Source organism: Streptosporangium sp. H16 (assembly GCF_051918855.1).
Classification (GTDB): domain Bacteria; phylum Actinomycetota; class Actinomycetes; order Streptosporangiales; family Streptosporangiaceae; genus Streptosporangium.
Genome location: NZ_JBPXMD010000002.1, coordinates 233,493 through 251,667, shown reverse-complemented (window position 1 = coordinate 251,667; position 18,175 = coordinate 233,493). Strand labels below are relative to the sequence as shown.

Genomic DNA, 18,175 nt, shown 5'->3' with positions numbered 1-18,175 from the left:
CGGCGGGCATCCACCCGTCCGTGCTCAGCCAGGGCGGCCTGGCGGAGGCGGTCGAGGAGCGTTGCTCGCGGCTGCCGGTGGCCACGACCGTGACGGCCGATCCGGCGCTCCGCTCGCGGCGCTTCCCCGACGAGATCGAGGGAGCCCTGTACTTCACGGTCAGCGAGGCCGTCGCCAACGCGCTCAAGCACGCCGAGGCCTCCAGGATCGAGGTGCGGCTGGCCTGGTCCGGCGGGCGCCTGCGGGCCACGGTCTCCGACGACGGCAGGGGCTTCGAGCGGGGCGATCCCGGCCGCGGGGGGCTGAGCGCGCTGGCCGACCGGATGGCCGCGCTCGGCGGCGGCCTCGACGTCTCCTCGGCGCCCGGCGAGGGCACCCTGGTCGGCGCCTGGGTTCCCGTGCCGGGCTGACCTGCCGGGCTGAGGGGCCGGGCCGGAGGGGCCGGGCTGATCTGCCGGGCCGGAGGGGACGGCGAGTGGGTCAGCCGAAGACCGCGGGCGGGGGGACGGGGATGACCACGGCGTCGCCGTCGTTCAGCGGGCGGGCTCCGGCGATGAAATTGACGATGTCCTCGCCGTGCACGCAGCGGGCCTGCGTGAGCCCGCCCGCGGCCCTCCGGGTCAGGTCGGAGACGGGCAGGGGCACGCGGGAGGCGGCGACGATGAGGTTGCCGAAGCGGCGTCCCCGCATGACGCCGGGCTCGGCGAGCAGCACCACCTGGGGGAAGGTGCCGCGGACGGTGGCGAGCACCCGGCGGGTGAAGGCCAGCCCTTTGCCGTCGGCGACGTTGATCAGCAGGGTGCCGCCCGCGCGCAGGACGCGGGCGACGTCCCCCATGTACTCGGAGGTGGCCAGGTCGATCGGCATCGTGGCACCGCTGAAGGCGTCCAGCACGAGCAGGTCCGCCGAGGCGTCGCCGAGCCCGGCGGTGGCGGTGCGGCCGTCGAGGATCCTGACCTTGAGCCGGGGCACCGACTTCAGCCGGAGCTGGTCCCTGACGAGCTGGACGAGCCCCTCGTCCGGCTCGGCGACGACCTGCCGAGATCCGGGACGGGTCGCCGCGACGTAGCGGGGCAGGGTGCAGGCGCAGCCGCCCACGTGCACGGCGTCCAGCGGACCCTCGTCGAGGAGGTCGATGACGTCGGCCATCAGCCGGACATACTCGAAGTCGAGGTAGGTGGCGTCGTCGAGGTCGACGTACGACTGCGGCACGCCGTCCTTGGAGACGACCCAGCCGGAGGGCCGGTCGAGGTCCTGCAGGAGATCGACCTCGCCGAAGGTCACCGGATATCGTCCCGGCATCGGCTCCCGCGCTTCCCGCCTGCCCATCGGTCCGGTCCTCTTTTCCCTGATGCGAACCCGAAGGGGAAACCATATGCGCAGCCGCGACCGGTTGACGCCATGTAGGACAGTTGACCTTCTCCCCTCCCTGAAGGGAGGGGATTCCCAGGGTCGCCCCAGAGGTTTCCTGTTTCATCGGGCCGTGCCTCCCCGGAAAACTCCGGGACCGGTCTTACCGGCCCTCCGCAGGCGTTTTCTACCTGCTGGTGCCGAAGCGCCTGCTGGAGCGGCACGTTCGACACCTCGCGCAGGAACTCCAGGTGCGGGTCCTGCTTCCACGTGGTCAGCCAGTTGGCGGTTTCCACGTACGAGGTCGAGACGCGCTCGTCGGTGTAGCGGCGGTTGCGTTCGGCCAGTGCCTTGTTCCAGATCAGCCGGACACACCCGAACGTGCGGACCAGCAGATCCGCTTGCTCGGGGGTCGGGTGGAAGCGGTGTTTGAAGGCCCGCTTCACGATCCGGGACACGCTTGACGCGATACCGCATGATCATGTTAAGCGTGCCGGCCGGTTCCGGCCCATCTCCGCCTGAACGGCGGAGCCTGCGGCCTTTATGAACGAGATCACAACCTACGGCTGCGTAACTTACGCTAGCGTAGGTTCATGGCCCCGATCCTTGCCGAAACGCTCGCAGAGTCCGTCAAGCCCCGTCTTCGCGGCTGGTTGCACGCCGGGGCGCTACCCGTGGCGCTCGTCGCGGGATTCGTCCTCGTCGCGCTGGGGCCCACCCTGGAGGCGAGGCTCGCCGCCGCGATCTACGCGATCACCTCCGGCCTGCTCTTCGGCATCTCGGCCACCTACCACCGCGGGACGCTCTCCCCGCGCTCGGAGGAGGTGCTCCGGCGCCTCGACCACGCCAACATCTACCTGATCATCGCGGGCACCTACACGCCGTTCGCGCTGCTCGCCCTGGACGGGGCGGCCGGCGCGGTGGTGCTCGGCGTGATCTGGACCGGCGCGACCGCCGGGGTCCTCTTCCGGGTGCTGTGGACCGCCGCCCCCCGATGGCTCTCGACCGCGTTCTACATCGCCCTCGGCTGGACGGCCGCCTTCGTGCTGCCCCAGCTCGTGGAGGGCGCGGGGGTGGTCGCGGTGGTCCTGCTCTTCCTCGGCGGGGTCCTCTACACGGCGGGCGGGGTCGTGTACGGCATGCGCCGGCCCGACCCCTCTCCCCGCTGGTTCGGCTTCCACGAGGTCTTCCACGCCTTCACCGTCGCCGCCTACCTGGCGCAGTACGTGGCGGTCTCGCTGGTGGTCTACGCGGCGGTGTGACGCGCCAACGGGCCCCGTACCGCCTGGCCCGCCCGGTTCGCTCAGCTCGCGGCGAGGGCGAGGCGGCGGGTCGCGAGCTCGGCGTAGAGCGCGGCCCCGTCGGGCAGCACCGCGTCGTCGAACCTGGCCTCGGGGGCGTGGTTGTAGGCGGCCCTGCCAGGATCGACGTCCGCCGGGCAGGCGCCGAGTGCCACGAAGGCCGACGGCACCTGGTCACAGACGAACGAGAAGTCCTCGGAGCCGGTGAACGGCTGGGGAGCCTCGACGAAGCGCCGCTCGCCGTAGACCTCGCGGATGGCCTCGCCCGCGAAGCGGGCCTCGGCGCCGTCGTTGACCGTGACCGGGTAGCTCACCTCGTAGTCGGCGTCCACCTCCAGCCCGTGTGCCGCCGCGATGCCCCTCACCAGGGTCACCGCCCGTTCCTGGACGCGCGCGTGCGCGGCGGCGGAGAACGACCGGACCGTGGCCTCGAAGCGGGCCTCCTCGGGGATCACGTTGTCGGCGCTGCCCGCGTGGAAGCTGCCGACGGTGACGACCACGGGGTCGAACACGTCGAACCCGCGCGTCACCATGGTCTGCAGCGCGGTGACCATCTCGCACGCCGCGGGGATGGGGTCCTTGGCGCGGTGCGGGGAGGCGCCGTGGCCCCCCGCGCCGCGCACGGTCACCGTGAACCTGTCCACGGCGGCCATGATCGGGCCGCTCCGGGTCACGAAGACGCCCTGGGGGAGTATCGAGCTGATCACGTGCAGGGCGTAGGCCGCGACCGGGCGCTCGCCCGTCACGTCCAGCACGCCATCGTCGATCATGATCTTCGCGCCGCCGGGGCCCTCCTCGCCGGGCTGGAACATGAAGACCACGTTCCCCGCGAGCCGGTCGCGCCCGGCGGCCAGCAGGTGCGCCGCGCCCGCCAGCATGGTGGTGTGCAGATCGTGGCCGCAGGCGTGCATCCGCCCGGCCATCCGGGAGGTGACCGCGGCGTCGCCCCGCTCGGTGACCGGCAGGGCGTCCATGTCACCCCTGAGCAGCACGGTCGGACCCGGCTGGGAGCCGCGCAGCACGGCGGTGATCGAGCTCAGCCTCTCGCCGAGCCGTATCTCCAGGGGCAGGCCCGACAGCGCCGTCAGCACCTTCTCCTGCGTGCGTGGCAGGTCGAGGCCCAGTTCCGGCTCCCGGTGCAGGGCGTGCCGGAGGCGGACCAGCTCGTCCCGCATGTCGGCTGCGGATTCGCGAAGGGACATCGGGCTTCCTCCTGGCAGTCGTACGGCCTTATCGCACGATAGGCCGATTTAACCGGTTTGTGGGCTCGAGAGGGGTGATCTTCGGGAAGGGAAACGGTCATCCGGGGAGGCCGGGTCGCACGGTTCCGGGTCCGGCTCCGGCCCCGGCTCTGGGTCCGGCTCCGGCTCCGGCTCTGGGTCCAGGTCCAGGTCCAGGTCCGGGTCCGGGTCCAGGTCCGGGCGCACGATCCCACGCCCGGGATGCGCTGTCCCGCGCTTGGACATCCGTGCTCTGGCCGCGCGTACGCAAGAAAATCTTCACAAGAATCGGATCTAGCGCGTAATGTCTCCGTGTAGATGTGTCAATGACGGGGGATCATCTTCTCGGACCACCGTGGAGGGTACATGGACGTTCATGGCCGTCTCGCCCGTCATCTGCTCGTCGACGGCTACCGGCTCGTGCTGGACCTCGAACGGAGCCGGGGGTCTCGCCTCGTCGACGCCCACACCGGCCGAAGTTACCTGGACTTCTACACCTTCTTCGCCTCGGCGCCCCTCGGGGTGAACCCGTTCGACGACGATCCGGAGTTCCTGGCGCTGCTCGGCAGGGTCGCCGCGAACAAGCCCGCCAACTCCGATCTCTACACCACCCACCTGGCCGACTTCGCCGAGACGTTCGCCCGGGTGCTCGGCGACCCCGAGCTGCCGCACCTGTTCTTCGTGGAGGGCGGCGCCCTCGCCGTGGAGAACGCGCTGAAGTGCGCCTTCGACTGGAAGAGCCGTCTCAACGCCTCGCGGGGACGCTCCCCGGAGCTCGGGACCAAGGTTCTCCACCTCACCCGCGCCTTCCACGGGCGCAGCGGCTACACGCTCTCGCTGACGAACACCGACCCGATCAAGACCGACCGCTTCCCGAAGTTCGACTGGCCCAGGATCGAGGTGCCCGCGATCCATCTCGGCGACGTCGAGGCGGCCGAGGAGAGATCCCTGGCCGCGGCGCGGGCGGCCTTCGAGCGCCACCCCCACGACATCGCCTGCTTCATCGCCGAGCCCATCCAGGGCGAGGGCGGCGACAACCACATGCGGGCGGAGTTCCTGCTCGGGATGGAACGGCTCTGTCACGAGTACGACGCCCTCCTCGTCATGGACGAGGTGCAGACCGGCGCGGGGACCACCGGCACCCCCTGGGCGTACCAGCAGCTGGGCCTGCGCCCCGATGTAGTGGCCTTCGCCAAGAAGGTGCAGGTGGGCGGGATCATGGCGGGCCGCAGGGTCGACACGGTTCCCGGCAACGTGTTCCAGGTGAGCGGCAGGATCAACTCCACCTGGGGCGGCGGGCTGGTCGACATGGTCCGTTCCCGCCGGATGCTGGAGATCGTGGAGCGCGACGGCCTGATCCCGCGCGCGGGCAGGCTCGGCGCCGAGCTCCTCGCGGCGCTGCGGGAGATCCAGGAGAGCTACCCCGACCTGGCGGAGAACGCGCGCGGGCGCGGCCTGATGTGTGCCTTCGACCTGCCGGACGCGGTGGAGCGCGATCTCCTGGTGGCCCGCCTGCGGGAGGAGGAGGGCGTGCTGGTCCTGCCGTGCGGCGAGCGGTCGGTACGGTTGCGGCCGGCGCTCTCGATCACCTCGGAGGAGCTGGGGGAGGGCACGTCCGCCATCGCCCGCGCCCTGGAGGCCTCCCGCTGCCTGCGCCTGTCCGCCTAGCGGTACCGGGGTTCCCCGCGCCGGGCTAGTGGGGCTGAGGTTCCTCGCGGGCCGCCCGTTCCAGCCACAGGTCGATCGCGGTGACCCGCGAGTCGACGCCGAGCTTGGCGTAGATCCGGTTCACGTGGTTCTTCACGGTCTTCTCGCTCAGGAACAGGTGTTGGGCGATCTGCCCGTTGGAGCGACCCGTCGCGATCAGTTCCATGACCTCGGTCTCACGCCTGCTCAGACCCGTCACGACTCTGGGCTCTGCGTCGAACGGGGCATCGTCGACTCTCATCCGGCCTCCGTGGCTGCAACACGGTCAGGTCGCCGAAACCCCCGATCCTAACGGCGTAGCGATAGCAGCGAGCATAACCTGCAATATCCACTTTTGGTGGGTAATGAGGCTGGAAATGAAGAACGACCGGTCCCTGGGGACCGGCCGTTCTCGTGGGGTGAGCGAGGGGACTTGAACCCCCGGCATCTAGGACCACAACCTAGCGCTCTGCCAACTGAGCTACGCCCACCATCGCCGCCGCAGCAGCACATGAAAAGTGTAGCGGTCTTTGGGAGTCGTTTCGTACCGGGTTTCTCGTGAAACGCTCAAGCTCTGTGCGTGGACACGCCCTCGGCCAGTTCCCTGGCGGTGGCGGAGTCGGGGCCCGGCTGGGGCACGAAGACCGCCGCGCGGTAGTAGCGCAGCTCCCGGATGCTCTCGACGATGTCGGCCAGCGCCCGGTGGCCGCCCTGCTTCTCGGGCGAGGCGAAGTAGACCCGGGGGTACCAGCGCCGGGCCAGCTCCTTCACCGAGGAGACGTCGATCATCCGGTAGTGCAGGAACGCGTCCACGGCCGGCATGTCGCGGGAGAGGAACGACCGGTCCGTGGAGATGGAGTTGCCGCACAGCGGGGCCTTCTTCGGCTCCCGGACGTGGCCCCTGATGTATTCGAGCACCATGGACTCGGCCTCGGCCAGCGTGACACCGCCCTCCAGCGCGTCCAGCAGGCCGGAGGCGGTGTGCATCTCCCGCACCACCTCCGACATCTGCTCAAGGGACTCGGGCGGGGGCTTGATGACCACGTCCACCCCCTCGTCGAGCTGGTTCAGCTCGCCGTCGGTGACCACGCAGGCCACCTCGACAAGCGCGTCACGTCCAAGATCGAGCCCGGTCATCTCACAGTCGATCCAGACCAGCAGGTCACTCATAGCCCTCAGGGTAGTACTCACTTCACGAGAGCTTGAATGACTTGATCACCTTGTCTGCCACGGACAGACCGAGATTGTCCGGTACGGTGACGTAGGCCAGCGCCGGACGCCTGCCCTCGCCACGGTCGACGATCACGAACGCGGCCCGCTCCCGCTTCCACTTCCAGCCGTTGACCTTTGCCTGCTCGGAGAAGTCCAGGTCGAAGACGAACAGCCAGGCGTCCCTGCCGCTGACCTTGACGGCCTTGTCCTCGACGATCTTCCGGCGGTGCGGGGGACTGTAGAAGGCGGGCTCCATGAATTGCAGCAGCGTCGTGGCGACCGAGCGCATACTGCCGACGCCCTGGTAGCCGAACCGGTCGGGAAGCTCGCCGGTCAGCACGTTGCCGAGCCAGTTGCCGCCCCTGCCGTCGAAGTTCTCCTGGGCGACGGCGACGGCCGCGCTGGTCCAGACGAACCCGAGCCCGCCGCCGACGCTGGGGGGCACCTCCCACGGCTCGCCGGGCATCTCGTACGACAGGCCGGTCACCGGGTCCGTGACGCGCCCGTCCACGACCTGGGGCAGCGGCGGCGCGCTCTGTGAGGGCGCGGGCGTCGCCTCGGGGGTCGGCTCCTGGCTGGGCTCCAGGGGTGCGGTGGGAGGCGGCGTGGGGAGCCCGGTGGGCTCGCCCGCGGTGTTCCTGCGCTCGGGGTTGATCAGGTACATCGCGGCGACCACGATCACGACGATCAGGATCAGCGCGCCGCCGCCGCCCAGGATCCACGGCAGAGGGCCGCTCTTGCGCGGCGGCGGCCCGGACGGGTAGCCGTCGTACGGCGGGAGGGGCATCTGCGCCGTGTGGCCGTTCGGCGGCCCGCCCCACTGCGGCTGTCCCGTGCCCGCCGAGACCTGCTGGTGCACGGCCGGACCGGACCACTGGCCGGAGGGGCCGGAGGGGCCGGGGGAACCTGCCCCCGGGGGTCCTTCCGGCGCGGGGCGCGGCCCCATCTGCTGGGGGCCGAGCCCGGCCGGATGCGGCCCTGTCTGCCCGGGGCCGGGTCCTGCGGAGTGCGGCTGGAGGAAGGGGCCGGTCTGTGGTCCCGGCGCCGCGCCCTGCCCCGTGGGAGCGTCCGTCTGATGGGTGGCGTCGGTCCACTCACTGCCGTCCCACCACCGCAACAGCGGTGAGCCGTAGGGGTCGGGGTACCAGCCGGAGGGGGTCTGCGTGGTCATGGCCGCCAGAGTAGTAAGAACGGCTTTGTGCCGCATTGTGGACCTTGGTGATCACTCATGAACATTTGTAGGTGAAGGTGGCTCTGTCCTGAAGCTTCTTCCCCTCGGGGACCGGAGTGAGCAGCATCAGGGTGGCGGTTCCCTTGAAACTTCCCTCGCCCTTGACCGTCCACTCCAGGCTCACCTCGTGCGAGGTGTCCCCGGACGCGATCCGGTCGGTCTGCGCGATCGGCTCCTTGCGGTCGCTCCGCTTCCACTGGTAGCGGACCTCACCGCCCGCGCCGTTGGTGGACAGCACACCGGTGATCTTGACCGTCGTGTCGCACCCCTGCGCCTTCCTTGGGGCGCTGACGTCCACCTTCGTCACCTCCAGCGGTGTCGCCGAGCCCCGGAACAGCCAGATCGCCAGCGCGCCCACGACCATCAGCGCGAGGATCGCCGAGGCGAGGACCGTACGGCCGCGCCTGCGCCGCGCGCGGGGAGCCGCGGCGGCGGCGAGCCTGCCGGACGGCAACTCGGTCTGCTGCTGGTCCCGGCCGGCCCGCCACAGCTGGGCGGCCGTGGTCTCCGACGGCACCCCGGGACCGAACCGCATGACCACGTCCTCGGGCCGGCGCTCGTCACCCCCCGCGCCGCGCCGGTCGCCGGCCCCCGCGGCGCGCGGATCACCGGCCTTCGGGACGTGCAGCAGCGTGACGATGTCCCCCTCGTCGGGGGCGGGCCGCGCGGGGGCCGGATGCCCGCCAGTAGCGGGCGCCTCGTGCCCCGGCCACCGGTGCAGGGTGGCCACGAGCCTGTCGCGGGTGGTGAACCCGGACGGCAGGACGTCCCGCCCGGCGAGCAGCGCGTCGCGCGCGGGAGCGAGCCCCCTGATGGAGGCCGTCGCCGCCGCCCTCTCCAGTAGCCCGGCGGCCCCGCGGTCGGCCGAGGCCCAGGTCGCGGCCAGACCCCGGGCGAGCGACGCCCAGGCCGCCACGTCGCGTTCCGGCGCGGGAGAGCGGCCGAGCAGGGCGTCGGCCAGCCCTCGCTCCGCGAGCAGCGCCGACCCGTCCGAGGCGATCACCACGGTGCCCGGGTGGAGCTCCCCGTGGGCGAGCCCGGAGGCGTGCACGGCCAGCAGCGCCTGCGCGGTCTCCACCAGGACGGTGGCCGCGCTGCCCGCGTCGGGCCGGGGCGACCCGGGCGAGCCGGACGACAGCAGGTCGCCCACCGTCGGGCTGACCGGCTCCGAGGTGATCAGCCAGACCTCGTCCCTGGCCGTGATGAGGTCGGCGATCGGGACCAGCCCGGTCGTGCCGCTCTGCGTGAGCCTGCGGTCGGCGACCACGGCCGCGACCAGCCGCTCGCGCGCCGCGGGATCGGCGACCAGCCGGGGATCGAACCTGAGCGCGCTCCCCGGCCGCCCGTCGGCCGCGACGGCCGACGACCAGATTCCCAGGTCGTCCGCCCAGGTACGGCCGGTCAGCCGGAACCCGGCGGCGCCTCCCCCGGTGCTCATATCGCGATCGTTCCCCTGTCTACCGGCGTTTCCGGTGCCGTCCCGCCATGCCGCGCTTGACGGCCAGTGTGAACGGTATGGCACCGCTCGTCACCAGGCCCAGCGCGAGGAAAGCGGCCGGGGTCGCCTCCGCGGACGGCAGGGGCGAGGCGGTGAGGCGCGGAGGCGGTGAGGAGGCCGAGGGCGAGGTGCCCGGCGACGAGTCATCCGTGCCGGTGGGAGTGGGCTCCGGGTCCGGCGTATGGGTGGGCGTCGCCCGGGGCGGAGTGGGTGTGGGCTGGGTCGGGGCGGCGGTCGGCGAGGCCGGCGGGGTCGACGGCGGCCTGGTCGTGGGGCGGTTGGGGTCGCGGGGGCCGTTCAGGGTGGAGCTGCCCTCCGGGGTGGGGGTCGGAGACGGTTCCTCCTCCGCCGGCTTCCTCGTCGGCCGCGTGGTGGGCCTTCTGGTGGGCGTCGCCGACGGCGTGGGCGTGGCGGCCGCCGACGTCGCGGTGGGCGCCACGGGCGGAAGGCCCGAGGTGGCGGCGGTGCTCGGGACCGGGGTCGGGGTGGGCGTCGGCGTGGCCGCGGACGGCGACTCCTCCACCGGCTCGTCGGTCTCGTCGATCTCGTCCCCGGGAATGAGCGTCTCCAGCTCCGAGGGGGTCGGGCTCTGCGAGGTGACGGAACTCTGCGACTGGATCTCCGTGGAGCCGCCCGAGCCGACCAGCACCGCGGTCAGCCCGCCGATCACCGCGATACAGCCGACGCCGATGAGGATCTTGACGCTCAGCTTGCTGATCGAGGAGGTCTTCTCCCAGCCGTCGCCATCGCCGCCGTCTCCGTCGAGCTCGGTCATGGCCAGCGAGGTGTCGGCTCCGGGGACGGGCACGTCCAGCGGGAACATCGCGGCCAGCAGCCCGGCGACCCCGGCCAGGCGGCGCCGGCCGCGCTCCTGCCAGTCGGGGCCGTAGGCGTCGGCGGCCACCGCCTCCAGCTCGGTGAGGAAGGCGCTGGCGGTCGGCGGCCGGTCGGCGGGGTGCTTGGCCAGGCCGCGCTCGACCAGCCCCTGCAGGGCGGTGGGCACCTCCTCGACCGGCGGAGGCATCACCTGGTGCTGGCGGGCCAGCGCGGCGATGTTCGTGGCCCGGAAGGGACGGGCGCCGGTCAGGCACTCGAAGAACACGACGGTGGCGGCGTAGACGTCGGTGGCGGGCCCGGCGGGGCCGCCCACCCACTGCTCGGGAGCCATGTAGGGCGGCGTGCCCGCGGGGGTGTCGCCGTCGCCGGAGCGGACCGCGATGCCGAAGTCGACGAGCTTGCTCCTCCCGTCGGCCTCCACCATCACGTTCTCGGGCTTGAAGTCGCGGTGCACCACACCCGCCGAGTGCGCGGCGGCCAGTCCCAGGAGCGAGCCCTTGAGCACGAGCAGCGCGGCCTCGGGGCCGGTCGGCCCCTCCGAGCGCAGCAACGCCCGCAGGGCGACGCCGTTGACCAGTTCCATGACGATGGCCGCGCCGTCGCCGGTCTCGACATAGTCGTACAGCCGGACGGAGTGCGGGCTGCTCAGGGTGTTGAGCACTCGCGCCTCGTGCCGGAAGCGGGCCACGAACCCGACGTCGCTCCTGAGCTCGTCGGACAGGTACTTGATCGCCACCATGATGCCGTCGGCGTCGTGCCGAGCCATCACCACACGCCCGGCCGCACCGGCGCCCAACTCGCGGATCTCGGTGTATCCGGGGACTCGCCAGGCCGATGGCGTGCCGTACATAACGGTCTCCTCAGTTGTCTGGGCCCCCACCCATAACAGACGGACCGTAGCCTAGCGATAGATAACCGCATTCCGCTCATTAACCGTGAATCAGTCTCACGGTACGGAGCTGATCAGTGGTTATCCGCTATGCGCGGCTCGATTCCCCCGGTGAGGCCGGCGAGGAAGGTATGACCGAAATACCAATTTTCGGTCTTGCGCTGCGGGCGGCCGACGGTTTCGCGGTGGCCCGCGCGGTGCGGGTGACCGTTACCTGCGGTCCGGGGCGCGCGGTGCGGGTGACCGTCGGCCTCGGAGTGGGCTTCTGCGTGGGCCTGGAGGTGGGCGCGGCCGTTCCGGGCACCGTCGGAGCCGGCCTCGGGGTACGCGTCGGCCCGGCGCACGGGGAGGTCTCACCGCTCGCGCCGCTCGCGCGGCCCGAGGGGAGGCCGGTCACCACCACGTTCCAGGCGGCCCCGCACCCCACCCGGGGAAAGCCGAACCTGACCGTACGCGAGTAGCTCGTCGCGCCCGACAGCGGCACGACCGTCCTCCGTACGGCCTGACCTGCGCGGAAGACCACGCGCAGGCGTACCTGCCGGGCGTTCGCGGTGTCGACCGAGACCGCCACCAGGGCCGCGCCCCGCGCGTTGACACGGGCCCGCACCACCTCCACCCGGCGTACCCCCACTTCGGGCGGCGCGGTGGAGGGACCGGTCGTCGGCGTCGGCGGGGAGGACGGTGGCGCCGTCGGCGCCGTCGGTGGGGAGGACGGCCGGGGTGTCGGCCCGCCGGGCGTGCCGGTGGCGGGGGGAGCGCTCGTCTCCCCGGCGGTGGGGCCGGTGGAGGGGACGCTCTCCCCGGTGGGTCCGGACGACGAGACCGGTTCCGCGGACGCGGGAGGGGAGAAGGTCGCGGAGGAGGGCGCGGGCAGGGACGGCGACACCTGGCCCCGCGTGCCGGGCGAGGGGGGCAGGGGCGGCGTCGCGGCGGCCACGTCGATCGTGCGAGGTCGCTCGGGCCCTCCCGAGGCGAGGGCGTACACGCCGGCGCCGCCCGCGACCAGCATCACCCCCGCGGCGCCCGCCGCCACCCCGGCGGACCTCGACCGCAGCGTGCGCAGCACCGTCCTGAACAGCGTGGTCCCGGCCACCGGGCCGGGGGCGGCGGGCGGGAACAGCAGGGGAAGCAGCGCCACCAGGGCGGCCAGCCGGGCCCGCCCGCGCTCCTCCCAGTCCTGCCCGTAGCCCGCGACCGCGACGCTCTCCAGCTCCGCCAGGAACTCCCCGGCACCGGCCGGCCGGTCACCGGGCCGTTTGGCCATGCCCCTGGCGACCAGGGGCCTGACCGGCTCGGGAACCTCGTCCACCGGGATCGGCGCGGTCATGTGCTGGTGCATCAGCACCACCCGCTCACCGGAGCGGTACGGGCGGTGCCCGGCCAGGCACTCGAAGAAGACCGCCGTCGCGGCGTAGACGTCGCAGGCGGGGGAGGCGGGGGCGCCCGCCCACTGCTCGGGAGCCATGTAGGGCGGGGTGCCCGCGGCCCGGCCGCCTTCTCCCGCCCGCACGGCGATGCCGAAGTCGACCAGCTTGCTGGTGCCCGTGGTCTCGACGAGCACGTTCTCCGGCTTGTAGTCGCGGTGCACCAGCCCGGCCCGGTGAGCGGTGGCCAGCCCCGCCAGCGAGCCCTTGAGCACGGTCAGCGCCGCCTCGGGCCCCGTCGAGCCGTGCTCGCGCAGCAGCTCGCGCAGGGAGACGCCGTTGACGGCCTCCATCACGATGGCGGCGCCGCCGGGCACCTCGATGTATTCGTACAGCCGGGCCACGTTCTCGTCCGCCAGCTCCACCAGGAGCCTGGCCTCCTCGCGGAAGCGGGCGAGGAAGCCCGGGTCGTTTCTGAGCCACTCGGCCAGGTATTTGATCGCCACCTGGGTGCCCGACTCGTCGTGACGGGCGAGGACCACCCGCCCGCCGCCGCCCGCGCCGAGTTCGCGCAGCTCGGTGTAGCCGGGGGGTGTCCAGCCGATGGCCGTCATGGCCGCCTCCATGGTTCGGGCCGGATAGGGGCCTCGGTATGGAGACGCGTGGCGCGTGGGGCGGGTTTGCCGGAGAGGTTTACCGAACGGGCATGATTCGCGACGCGATGTGCTCGGGCACGGCCAGGTCCCAGCTCAGCGCGGGATCGGGCTCGGGCGTGCCCCAGACCTGGTGCAGCGGCAGGACCCCGGCCCAGATCGGCCGCGCGTAGTCCTCCTCGTCGTCGACCGGCGGGCCCTGGCGCACCTTCACCGATGCCTCGGCGAGGGAGAGGGCGAGCACCATGGTCGCGGCGAGCTCCTTGCCGGTGGGCCTGCGGGTGGCGTCCCACTGGCCGGGGGCGAGCTGTTCGGTGATCGCCCGCAGCCCGGCCAGGCGCTCCTCGGCGTCCACCACCCGGCGGGGGCGGCCGTAGACCATGGCGGAACGGTAGTTGAGCGAGTGGTGGAAGGACGAGCGGGCGAGCACGACGCCGTCCACGTGGGTCACCGTGACGCAGACCTCGTCCGCGTTGCGCAGGGAGGTCGCGCCGGTGGAACCGTGCAGGTAGAGGGTGTCGCCGATCCGGCCGTAGCCGGTGGGGACCACCATGGGGGAGCCGCCGGCCAGGATGCCCAGGTGGCAGACCAGCCCGGCGTCCAGCACCGCGTACAGGTCCTCCCGGGAGGTTCGCCCCCTGTCCTTCGCGCGGTTGAGGGTGGTGCGGGGAGTCGAGGAAAGCGTCGAGGGCGTCGAGGGCGTCGAGGGCATGACACTAACCTAGGAAGAAGTGGATACCGGGAACACGTCCACTTTCACACGCTTACAGGAGACCACTTTGCCGCGACCCTCCGTCGACCTGCCCGTATCGGTGGACCGTGAGGCCGGTACGGCGCTCGCCGTCCAGCTCGGCGACCGTCTCAGGGACGCCATGCGCGGCGGCGCCCTCTCCTCCGGAGAGCGCCTGCCCTCCACCCGGGCCCTCGCCCGCCAGCTCGCGGTGAGCCGCACCGTCGTCACCGAGGCCTACCAGCAGCTGTACGCGGAGGGCTGGCTGGAGGGGCGCCACGGCTCGGGCACCTACGTGGCCGACATGGCGGTTCCCGCCGAGGGGAGGGCCCCCGCTCCGGCGGCGCCCGTTCCGTCGCCGGTCGGCGGGCACGGGCACGGGAACGGGCACGGGCACGGGCACGGGCGGAGGATGATCGACCTGCGTCCGGGACAGCCGTGGGTCCACGACTACGACAGGGCGGCCTGGCGCAGGGCCTGGCGAGGGGCGGCCGACCTGCCGCCGGCGAGCGATCCCGACCCCCGAGGCCTGCCGAGGCTGCGTGCCGCGCTGGCCGAGCACCTCCGCAGGACCAGGGTGATCCCCGTCGGGCCGGAGAACATCATGGTCACCCGGGGCACCGGCAACGGGCTCGACCTGGTCGCCGCCACCCTCCTGCGGCCCGGTGACCGGGCGGGCGTCGAGGAGCCCGGCTACCGCGTCGCCAGGAACGTCTTCGCCGGGCGGGGCGCCGAGCTCGTGCCCTGCCCGGTCGACGAGGACGGCGTCGTCGTGGACGGTCTCCCCGACGACCTGCGCGTCCTGTACACCACCCCCGCCCACCAGTACCCCCTCGGCGGGCGCCTGCCCATCCCGCGCAGGGAGCGTCTCCTCGCCTGGGCCCGCCGCACCGGCGCGGTCGTCGTGGAGGACGACTACGACGCCGAGTTCCGCTACGACGTCGCCCCGCTGCCCGCCCTGCACGGTCTCGATCCCGGCCGGGTGGTGCTGCTGGGCAGCCTGAGCAAGGCCCTGTCACCCGACATCGGCGTCGGCTGGCTGGTCGCCCGCCCGAGTTTCGTCGAAGCCCTCGCCGTGACCAGGGACGCCCTGGCCGACCGCACGAGCGGCCCGGCCCAGCAGGCGGTGGCGGTGCTCCTGGAGAAGGGGGACCTGGATCGGCACCTGCGCCGCACGCGCCTGGAGTACGCGCGCCGCCGCGCCGTGGTCGTCGACATCCTCGGCTCCGGCAGGGTCACGGGCGACACCGCGGGCCTGCACGTCATGGTGGAGTTGCCCGAGGACGCGGTCGAGCCCCTGGTCGAGGCGGCCCACGCCCGGGGCGTGCTGCTCGACTCGATGGCCCGCCACTACTACGGGCCGCGGCTGCGGCACGGCCTGGTGATCGGCTACGGCTCCGCGTCGCGGGCCGACCTCAGGCGAGGTGTCTCGGTGGTCGCCGAGTTGATCGGCTGACCGGTCCCCGGGGCCGCCCGGCGCGGTACGGGAACGGCCGCGCGTCCTGCGGGGCGAACGGTCACCGGGTCCGCCGCGGCGTGGGACCGTTCCCACGCCGCGGCGGCGAACCGGCTCACGCCTGCATGGACGTCCGAAGGCGGCCGAACGTCTTGAGGGCGCGGTCGGCGGTGGTGCGCAGCAGCGGGCTGGCCAGGACCGTGCCGCGCGCCTTGCGCACCGGCACGCGCAGCATCCAGTGGACCCCGGCGCCTGGGCTCAGCCGGGCGATCCGGCCCTCCGCGACCTCGTACTCGCCGTTCTTGAGCTTCTCCTTGTACTCCTTCTCGCCGCGGCCCATGTCGATGACCTGGATCCCGGCCTCGGCGGCCTTCTCCGCCATGGCCAGGTGGTGGATCAGACCGGGGGAGTATTTCGCGAAGGCGGTGTCGTAGGCGGGGAACCAGCCCGCGAGGGTGGTCCCGGTGCGCAGCCCGAAGTGCCCGGCGACCGGCTTGCCGTCCGCGTACAGCATGTCGAGGACCCCGCCGAAGTGCTCGGTGTCGGTGGCGAGGAACCGCTCGACCAGCTCCACGATCCACGGCCGGGCGAACCGGTCGGTGCGGCCGGTGCGGCGGTACTGCTCGGTCTTCCAGCCGAGCAGCGTGCGCAGCGGCGCCAGGTCGGTGGTGGCGTAGTCGTGCCGCAGCGGCCCGGCGTCGCGCTGGAGCTTGCGGCTCTTGTACGCCGTCGAGCGGTAGGTCTTGCCGGAGGTCACCTTGATCGTCTCGATGTACGGCTCGTAGCCGTCACGCAGATCGATGATCGGCGAGGGGTATCTGCAGTGCCCCGGCTGGAGCAGCGGCTGCCCGGCGATCAGGTGGTCGAACTCGTAGACGGCCAGGCCGCACTCCCTGATCAGCCGTTGCGCGTCGATCTCCACGTCCTTGGCGTGCACCAGCCCCTGTGCATCGGTCAGGCCCGCGGCGACGGGCATGCCGATGCCCATCGGATGGCGTTCGAAGGGGAAGAATCCGACCACGTCCGACCCGTCGTGCAGCACCGCCACCCGGACGCGTTCCTGGAGCGCGCCAACGGTGACGGTGAACTCAGGAGACAGGAAGGGATTGTCGAAGGCGGGGTCGGCACCCTGGAGGGTTCTCCATCGGTCGATGTCGGCCGGGCCGAGGTCACGGGGCTGAACGATTGAGACGCGCATGAGCTCCTACTGGGATGTGCGGGGTCCCCTACGTCACCCGATGAAGGATGTCGCAGAGCCCAAGCATGCTGGTAGGCACGTAATGTAACGATAAAGGACAGAACAGAGCTCGGGTGGTGTCGACCGCAACGTTTCGGGATCTCATTGGGCGACCCCGGCTGGCGCCGCTGACCCGAGTGACGTTCTAATGGTTGGCCATGAGCACCCCTGGCATCGACTGGCCACGCCTTGTCGGATGGATCGCGGCCAATGTCCCGGGCGTCGGTGAGCCTACCGGGGTCTCCATGATCGCGGGCGGCAGATCCAACCTGACGTACGTCGTCGAGACCTCCGGGCGCCGCCTGGTGCTGCGCCGCCCCCCGCTGGGGCACGTGCTGCCGACCGCCCACGACATGCGGCGCGAGTGGCGGGTGATCTCGGCTCTCGCGCCGACCTCGGTCCCCGTGCCCGAACCGGTCGCCTTCTGCGACGACCAGGACGTGATCGGGGCGCCCTTCTATCTCATGGGACACGTGGACGGCGCGGCCGTGCGGACCCAGGAGGACGCCCTGGAGCTCACCCCCGCCCAGACCCGGCGGCTTTCGGAGCGGCTGGCCGAGGTGCTCGCCGCGATCCACGCGATCGACTACAGGGAGGTGGGGCTGGGGGACTTCGGGCGTCCCGAGGGATACATGGCCCGCCAGCTGGAGCGCTGGGGGCAGCAGTGGGAGCGGTCGAAGACCGCCGAGCTGCCCACGTACGACCGCCTGGTGGCCCGCCTGCGCGAACGCCTGCCCGCGCGCTCCGCCTCGACGCTGGTCCACGGCGACTACCGGCTCGACAACACATTAGTGCGGCTCTCCCCGGATCCCGACATCCTCGCCGTCGTCGACTGGGAGATGTCCACGCTCGGCGACCCGCTGGCCGACCTCGGCCTCACCCTTACCTACTGGCAGGACCCCGGTGACGAGGAGCGCGCCTCGGTCCCGGTCGCGGCGGGCGTCACCGTGGCCCCTGGCTTCCTCACCGCCCGCGAGTTCGCCGCCCACTACGCCAAGGTCTCCGGCGCCGACCTGTCCGACCTGGACTTCTACGTGGCCTTCGGCAACTACAAGCTCGCCGTCATCGTGGAGGGCATCCACGCCAGGTTCAAGCAGGGCAAGACCGTCGGCGAGGGCTTCGAGCACATCGGCGCGGCCGTCCCCACGCTCGTCGACCGGGCACTGAGGGTCCTGGGAGGCTGAACGGCCGCCCGGTGGTCCCCGCGCTCGCGCGGCCGGCGCCGGGATCCGCGGCCGGGGGGCCGGGTGGGCGGGCCGGGTGGGCGGGCGGGGCCAGGCGGGCGCACGGGCGGACGGCAACTACCGTAGAAGTTTCAAGCGTCATGCAAGCCGCCACGGATACGCTGGCGGCGCGGCCGGTAACGCTTGCCTGTGAACCATGCCGGGGCACCGTCACGTCCGACGCCGCTATGGAACGCTACATTCGTTGACCTGCGAGGATCGAGGAAATTCGGTGATACCGACTAACGGACGGCACCAGCGACGGCGCCCGGCCTGGCCGGTCGCACT

Annotated in this window: 16 protein-coding genes and 1 tRNA gene; 5 read left to right on the top strand and 12 right to left on the bottom strand. The window is 72.2% G+C overall.

The window, feature by feature from the left end:
* Positions 1-20: 20 nt before the first annotated feature.
* A complete protein-coding gene (locus ACTOQ2_RS04130; RefSeq protein WP_440098335.1) occupies positions 21-410 on the top strand; it encodes a sensor histidine kinase in 390 nt (129 codons plus the stop codon).
* Between the two features lie 70 nt (positions 411-480).
* Here ACTOQ2_RS04130 and ACTOQ2_RS04125 read toward each other — a convergent pair whose 3' ends face one another.
* Both ACTOQ2_RS04125 and ACTOQ2_RS04120 read right to left on the bottom strand, forming a co-directional pair.
* Positions 481-1,329: a spermidine synthase gene (locus ACTOQ2_RS04125; RefSeq protein ID WP_440065760.1), complete on the bottom strand. Its 849-nt coding sequence runs from the start codon at positions 1,327-1,329 to the stop codon at positions 481-483.
* Complete coding sequence (locus ACTOQ2_RS04120; RefSeq protein WP_440098334.1) at positions 1,281-1,808, bottom strand: helix-turn-helix domain-containing protein; 528 nt, start codon at positions 1,806-1,808, stop codon at positions 1,281-1,283. Before ACTOQ2_RS04120 ends, ACTOQ2_RS04125 begins: the two co-directional genes overlap by 49 nt.
* A 135-nt stretch (positions 1,809-1,943) precedes the next feature.
* On the opposite strand from ACTOQ2_RS04120, the gene trhA reads away from it, so the two are divergent.
* Positions 1,944-2,612, top strand: coding sequence for a PAQR family membrane homeostasis protein TrhA (trhA, locus tag ACTOQ2_RS04115; RefSeq protein WP_440098333.1), 669 nt, complete (start codon positions 1,944-1,946; stop codon positions 2,610-2,612).
* 41 nt (positions 2,613-2,653) lie between these two features.
* On the opposite strand, the gene ACTOQ2_RS04110 is transcribed toward trhA, so the two are convergent.
* Complete coding sequence (locus ACTOQ2_RS04110) at positions 2,654-3,853, bottom strand: M20 metallopeptidase family protein (protein WP_440098332.1); 1,200 nt, start codon at positions 3,851-3,853, stop codon at positions 2,654-2,656.
* Positions 3,854-4,237: 384 nt separating this feature from the next.
* Between ACTOQ2_RS04110 and lat the strand changes: the two genes are divergently transcribed.
* Positions 4,238-5,539: an L-lysine 6-transaminase gene (gene lat / locus ACTOQ2_RS04105; RefSeq protein WP_440098331.1), complete on the top strand. Its 1,302-nt coding sequence runs from the start codon at positions 4,238-4,240 to the stop codon at positions 5,537-5,539.
* Between the two features lie 25 nt (positions 5,540-5,564).
* On the opposite strand, the gene ACTOQ2_RS04100 is transcribed toward lat, so the two are convergent.
* From ACTOQ2_RS04100 to ACTOQ2_RS04065, 8 genes are all read right to left on the bottom strand, one after another.
* Positions 5,565-5,819, bottom strand: coding sequence for a helix-turn-helix domain-containing protein (locus tag ACTOQ2_RS04100; protein ID WP_362687442.1), 255 nt, complete (start codon positions 5,817-5,819; stop codon positions 5,565-5,567).
* A gap of 153 nt (positions 5,820-5,972) precedes the next feature.
* A tRNA-His gene (locus ACTOQ2_RS04095) sits at positions 5,973-6,048 on the bottom strand.
* A 76-nt stretch (positions 6,049-6,124) separates the two neighbouring features.
* Complete coding sequence (gene orn / locus ACTOQ2_RS04090; RefSeq protein WP_440098330.1) at positions 6,125-6,727, bottom strand: oligoribonuclease; 603 nt, start codon at positions 6,725-6,727, stop codon at positions 6,125-6,127.
* Between the two features lie 22 nt (positions 6,728-6,749).
* Positions 6,750-7,940, bottom strand: a complete 1,191-nt coding sequence (locus ACTOQ2_RS04085) for a DUF2510 domain-containing protein (protein WP_440098329.1) — start codon at positions 7,938-7,940, stop codon at positions 6,750-6,752.
* A 55-nt stretch (positions 7,941-7,995) separates the two neighbouring features.
* A complete protein-coding gene (locus ACTOQ2_RS04080) occupies positions 7,996-9,438 on the bottom strand; it encodes a hypothetical protein (RefSeq protein WP_440098328.1) in 1,443 nt (480 codons plus the stop codon).
* Positions 9,439-9,457: 19 nt separating this feature from the next.
* Positions 9,458-11,185 carry a serine/threonine-protein kinase gene (locus tag ACTOQ2_RS04075; protein WP_440098327.1) on the bottom strand — a complete coding sequence of 576 codons (1,728 nt, stop codon included), beginning with the start codon at positions 11,183-11,185 and terminating at the stop codon, positions 9,458-9,460.
* Between the two features lie 127 nt (positions 11,186-11,312).
* Complete coding sequence (locus tag ACTOQ2_RS04070) at positions 11,313-13,202, bottom strand: protein kinase domain-containing protein (RefSeq protein ID WP_440098326.1); 1,890 nt, start codon at positions 13,200-13,202, stop codon at positions 11,313-11,315.
* Positions 13,203-13,281: 79 nt separating this feature from the next.
* On the bottom strand, positions 13,282-13,953 hold the full coding sequence (locus tag ACTOQ2_RS04065; RefSeq protein WP_440098325.1) for a pyridoxamine 5'-phosphate oxidase family protein: 672 nt from the start codon (positions 13,951-13,953) through the stop codon (positions 13,282-13,284).
* Positions 13,954-14,020: 67 nt separating this feature from the next.
* On the opposite strand from ACTOQ2_RS04065, the gene pdxR reads away from it, so the two are divergent.
* The gene (gene pdxR / locus ACTOQ2_RS04060) at positions 14,021-15,427 is read left to right on the top strand and encodes a MocR-like pyridoxine biosynthesis transcription factor PdxR (RefSeq protein WP_440098324.1); all 1,407 of its coding nucleotides are present in this window, start codon (positions 14,021-14,023) and stop codon (positions 15,425-15,427) included.
* Positions 15,428-15,542: 115 nt separating this feature from the next.
* On the opposite strand, the gene ACTOQ2_RS04055 is transcribed toward pdxR, so the two are convergent.
* Positions 15,543-16,625 carry a GNAT family N-acetyltransferase gene (locus tag ACTOQ2_RS04055; RefSeq protein ID WP_440098323.1) on the bottom strand — a complete coding sequence of 361 codons (1,083 nt, stop codon included), beginning with the start codon at positions 16,623-16,625 and terminating at the stop codon, positions 15,543-15,545.
* A 197-nt stretch (positions 16,626-16,822) separates the two neighbouring features.
* Here ACTOQ2_RS04055 and ACTOQ2_RS04050 point away from each other — a divergent pair, with 197 nt between their 5' ends.
* Positions 16,823-17,848 (top strand): phosphotransferase family protein, encoded by a 1,026-nt coding sequence (locus tag ACTOQ2_RS04050; RefSeq protein ID WP_440098322.1) that lies wholly within the window; start codon positions 16,823-16,825, stop codon positions 17,846-17,848.
* Positions 17,849-18,175 lie beyond the last annotated feature (327 nt).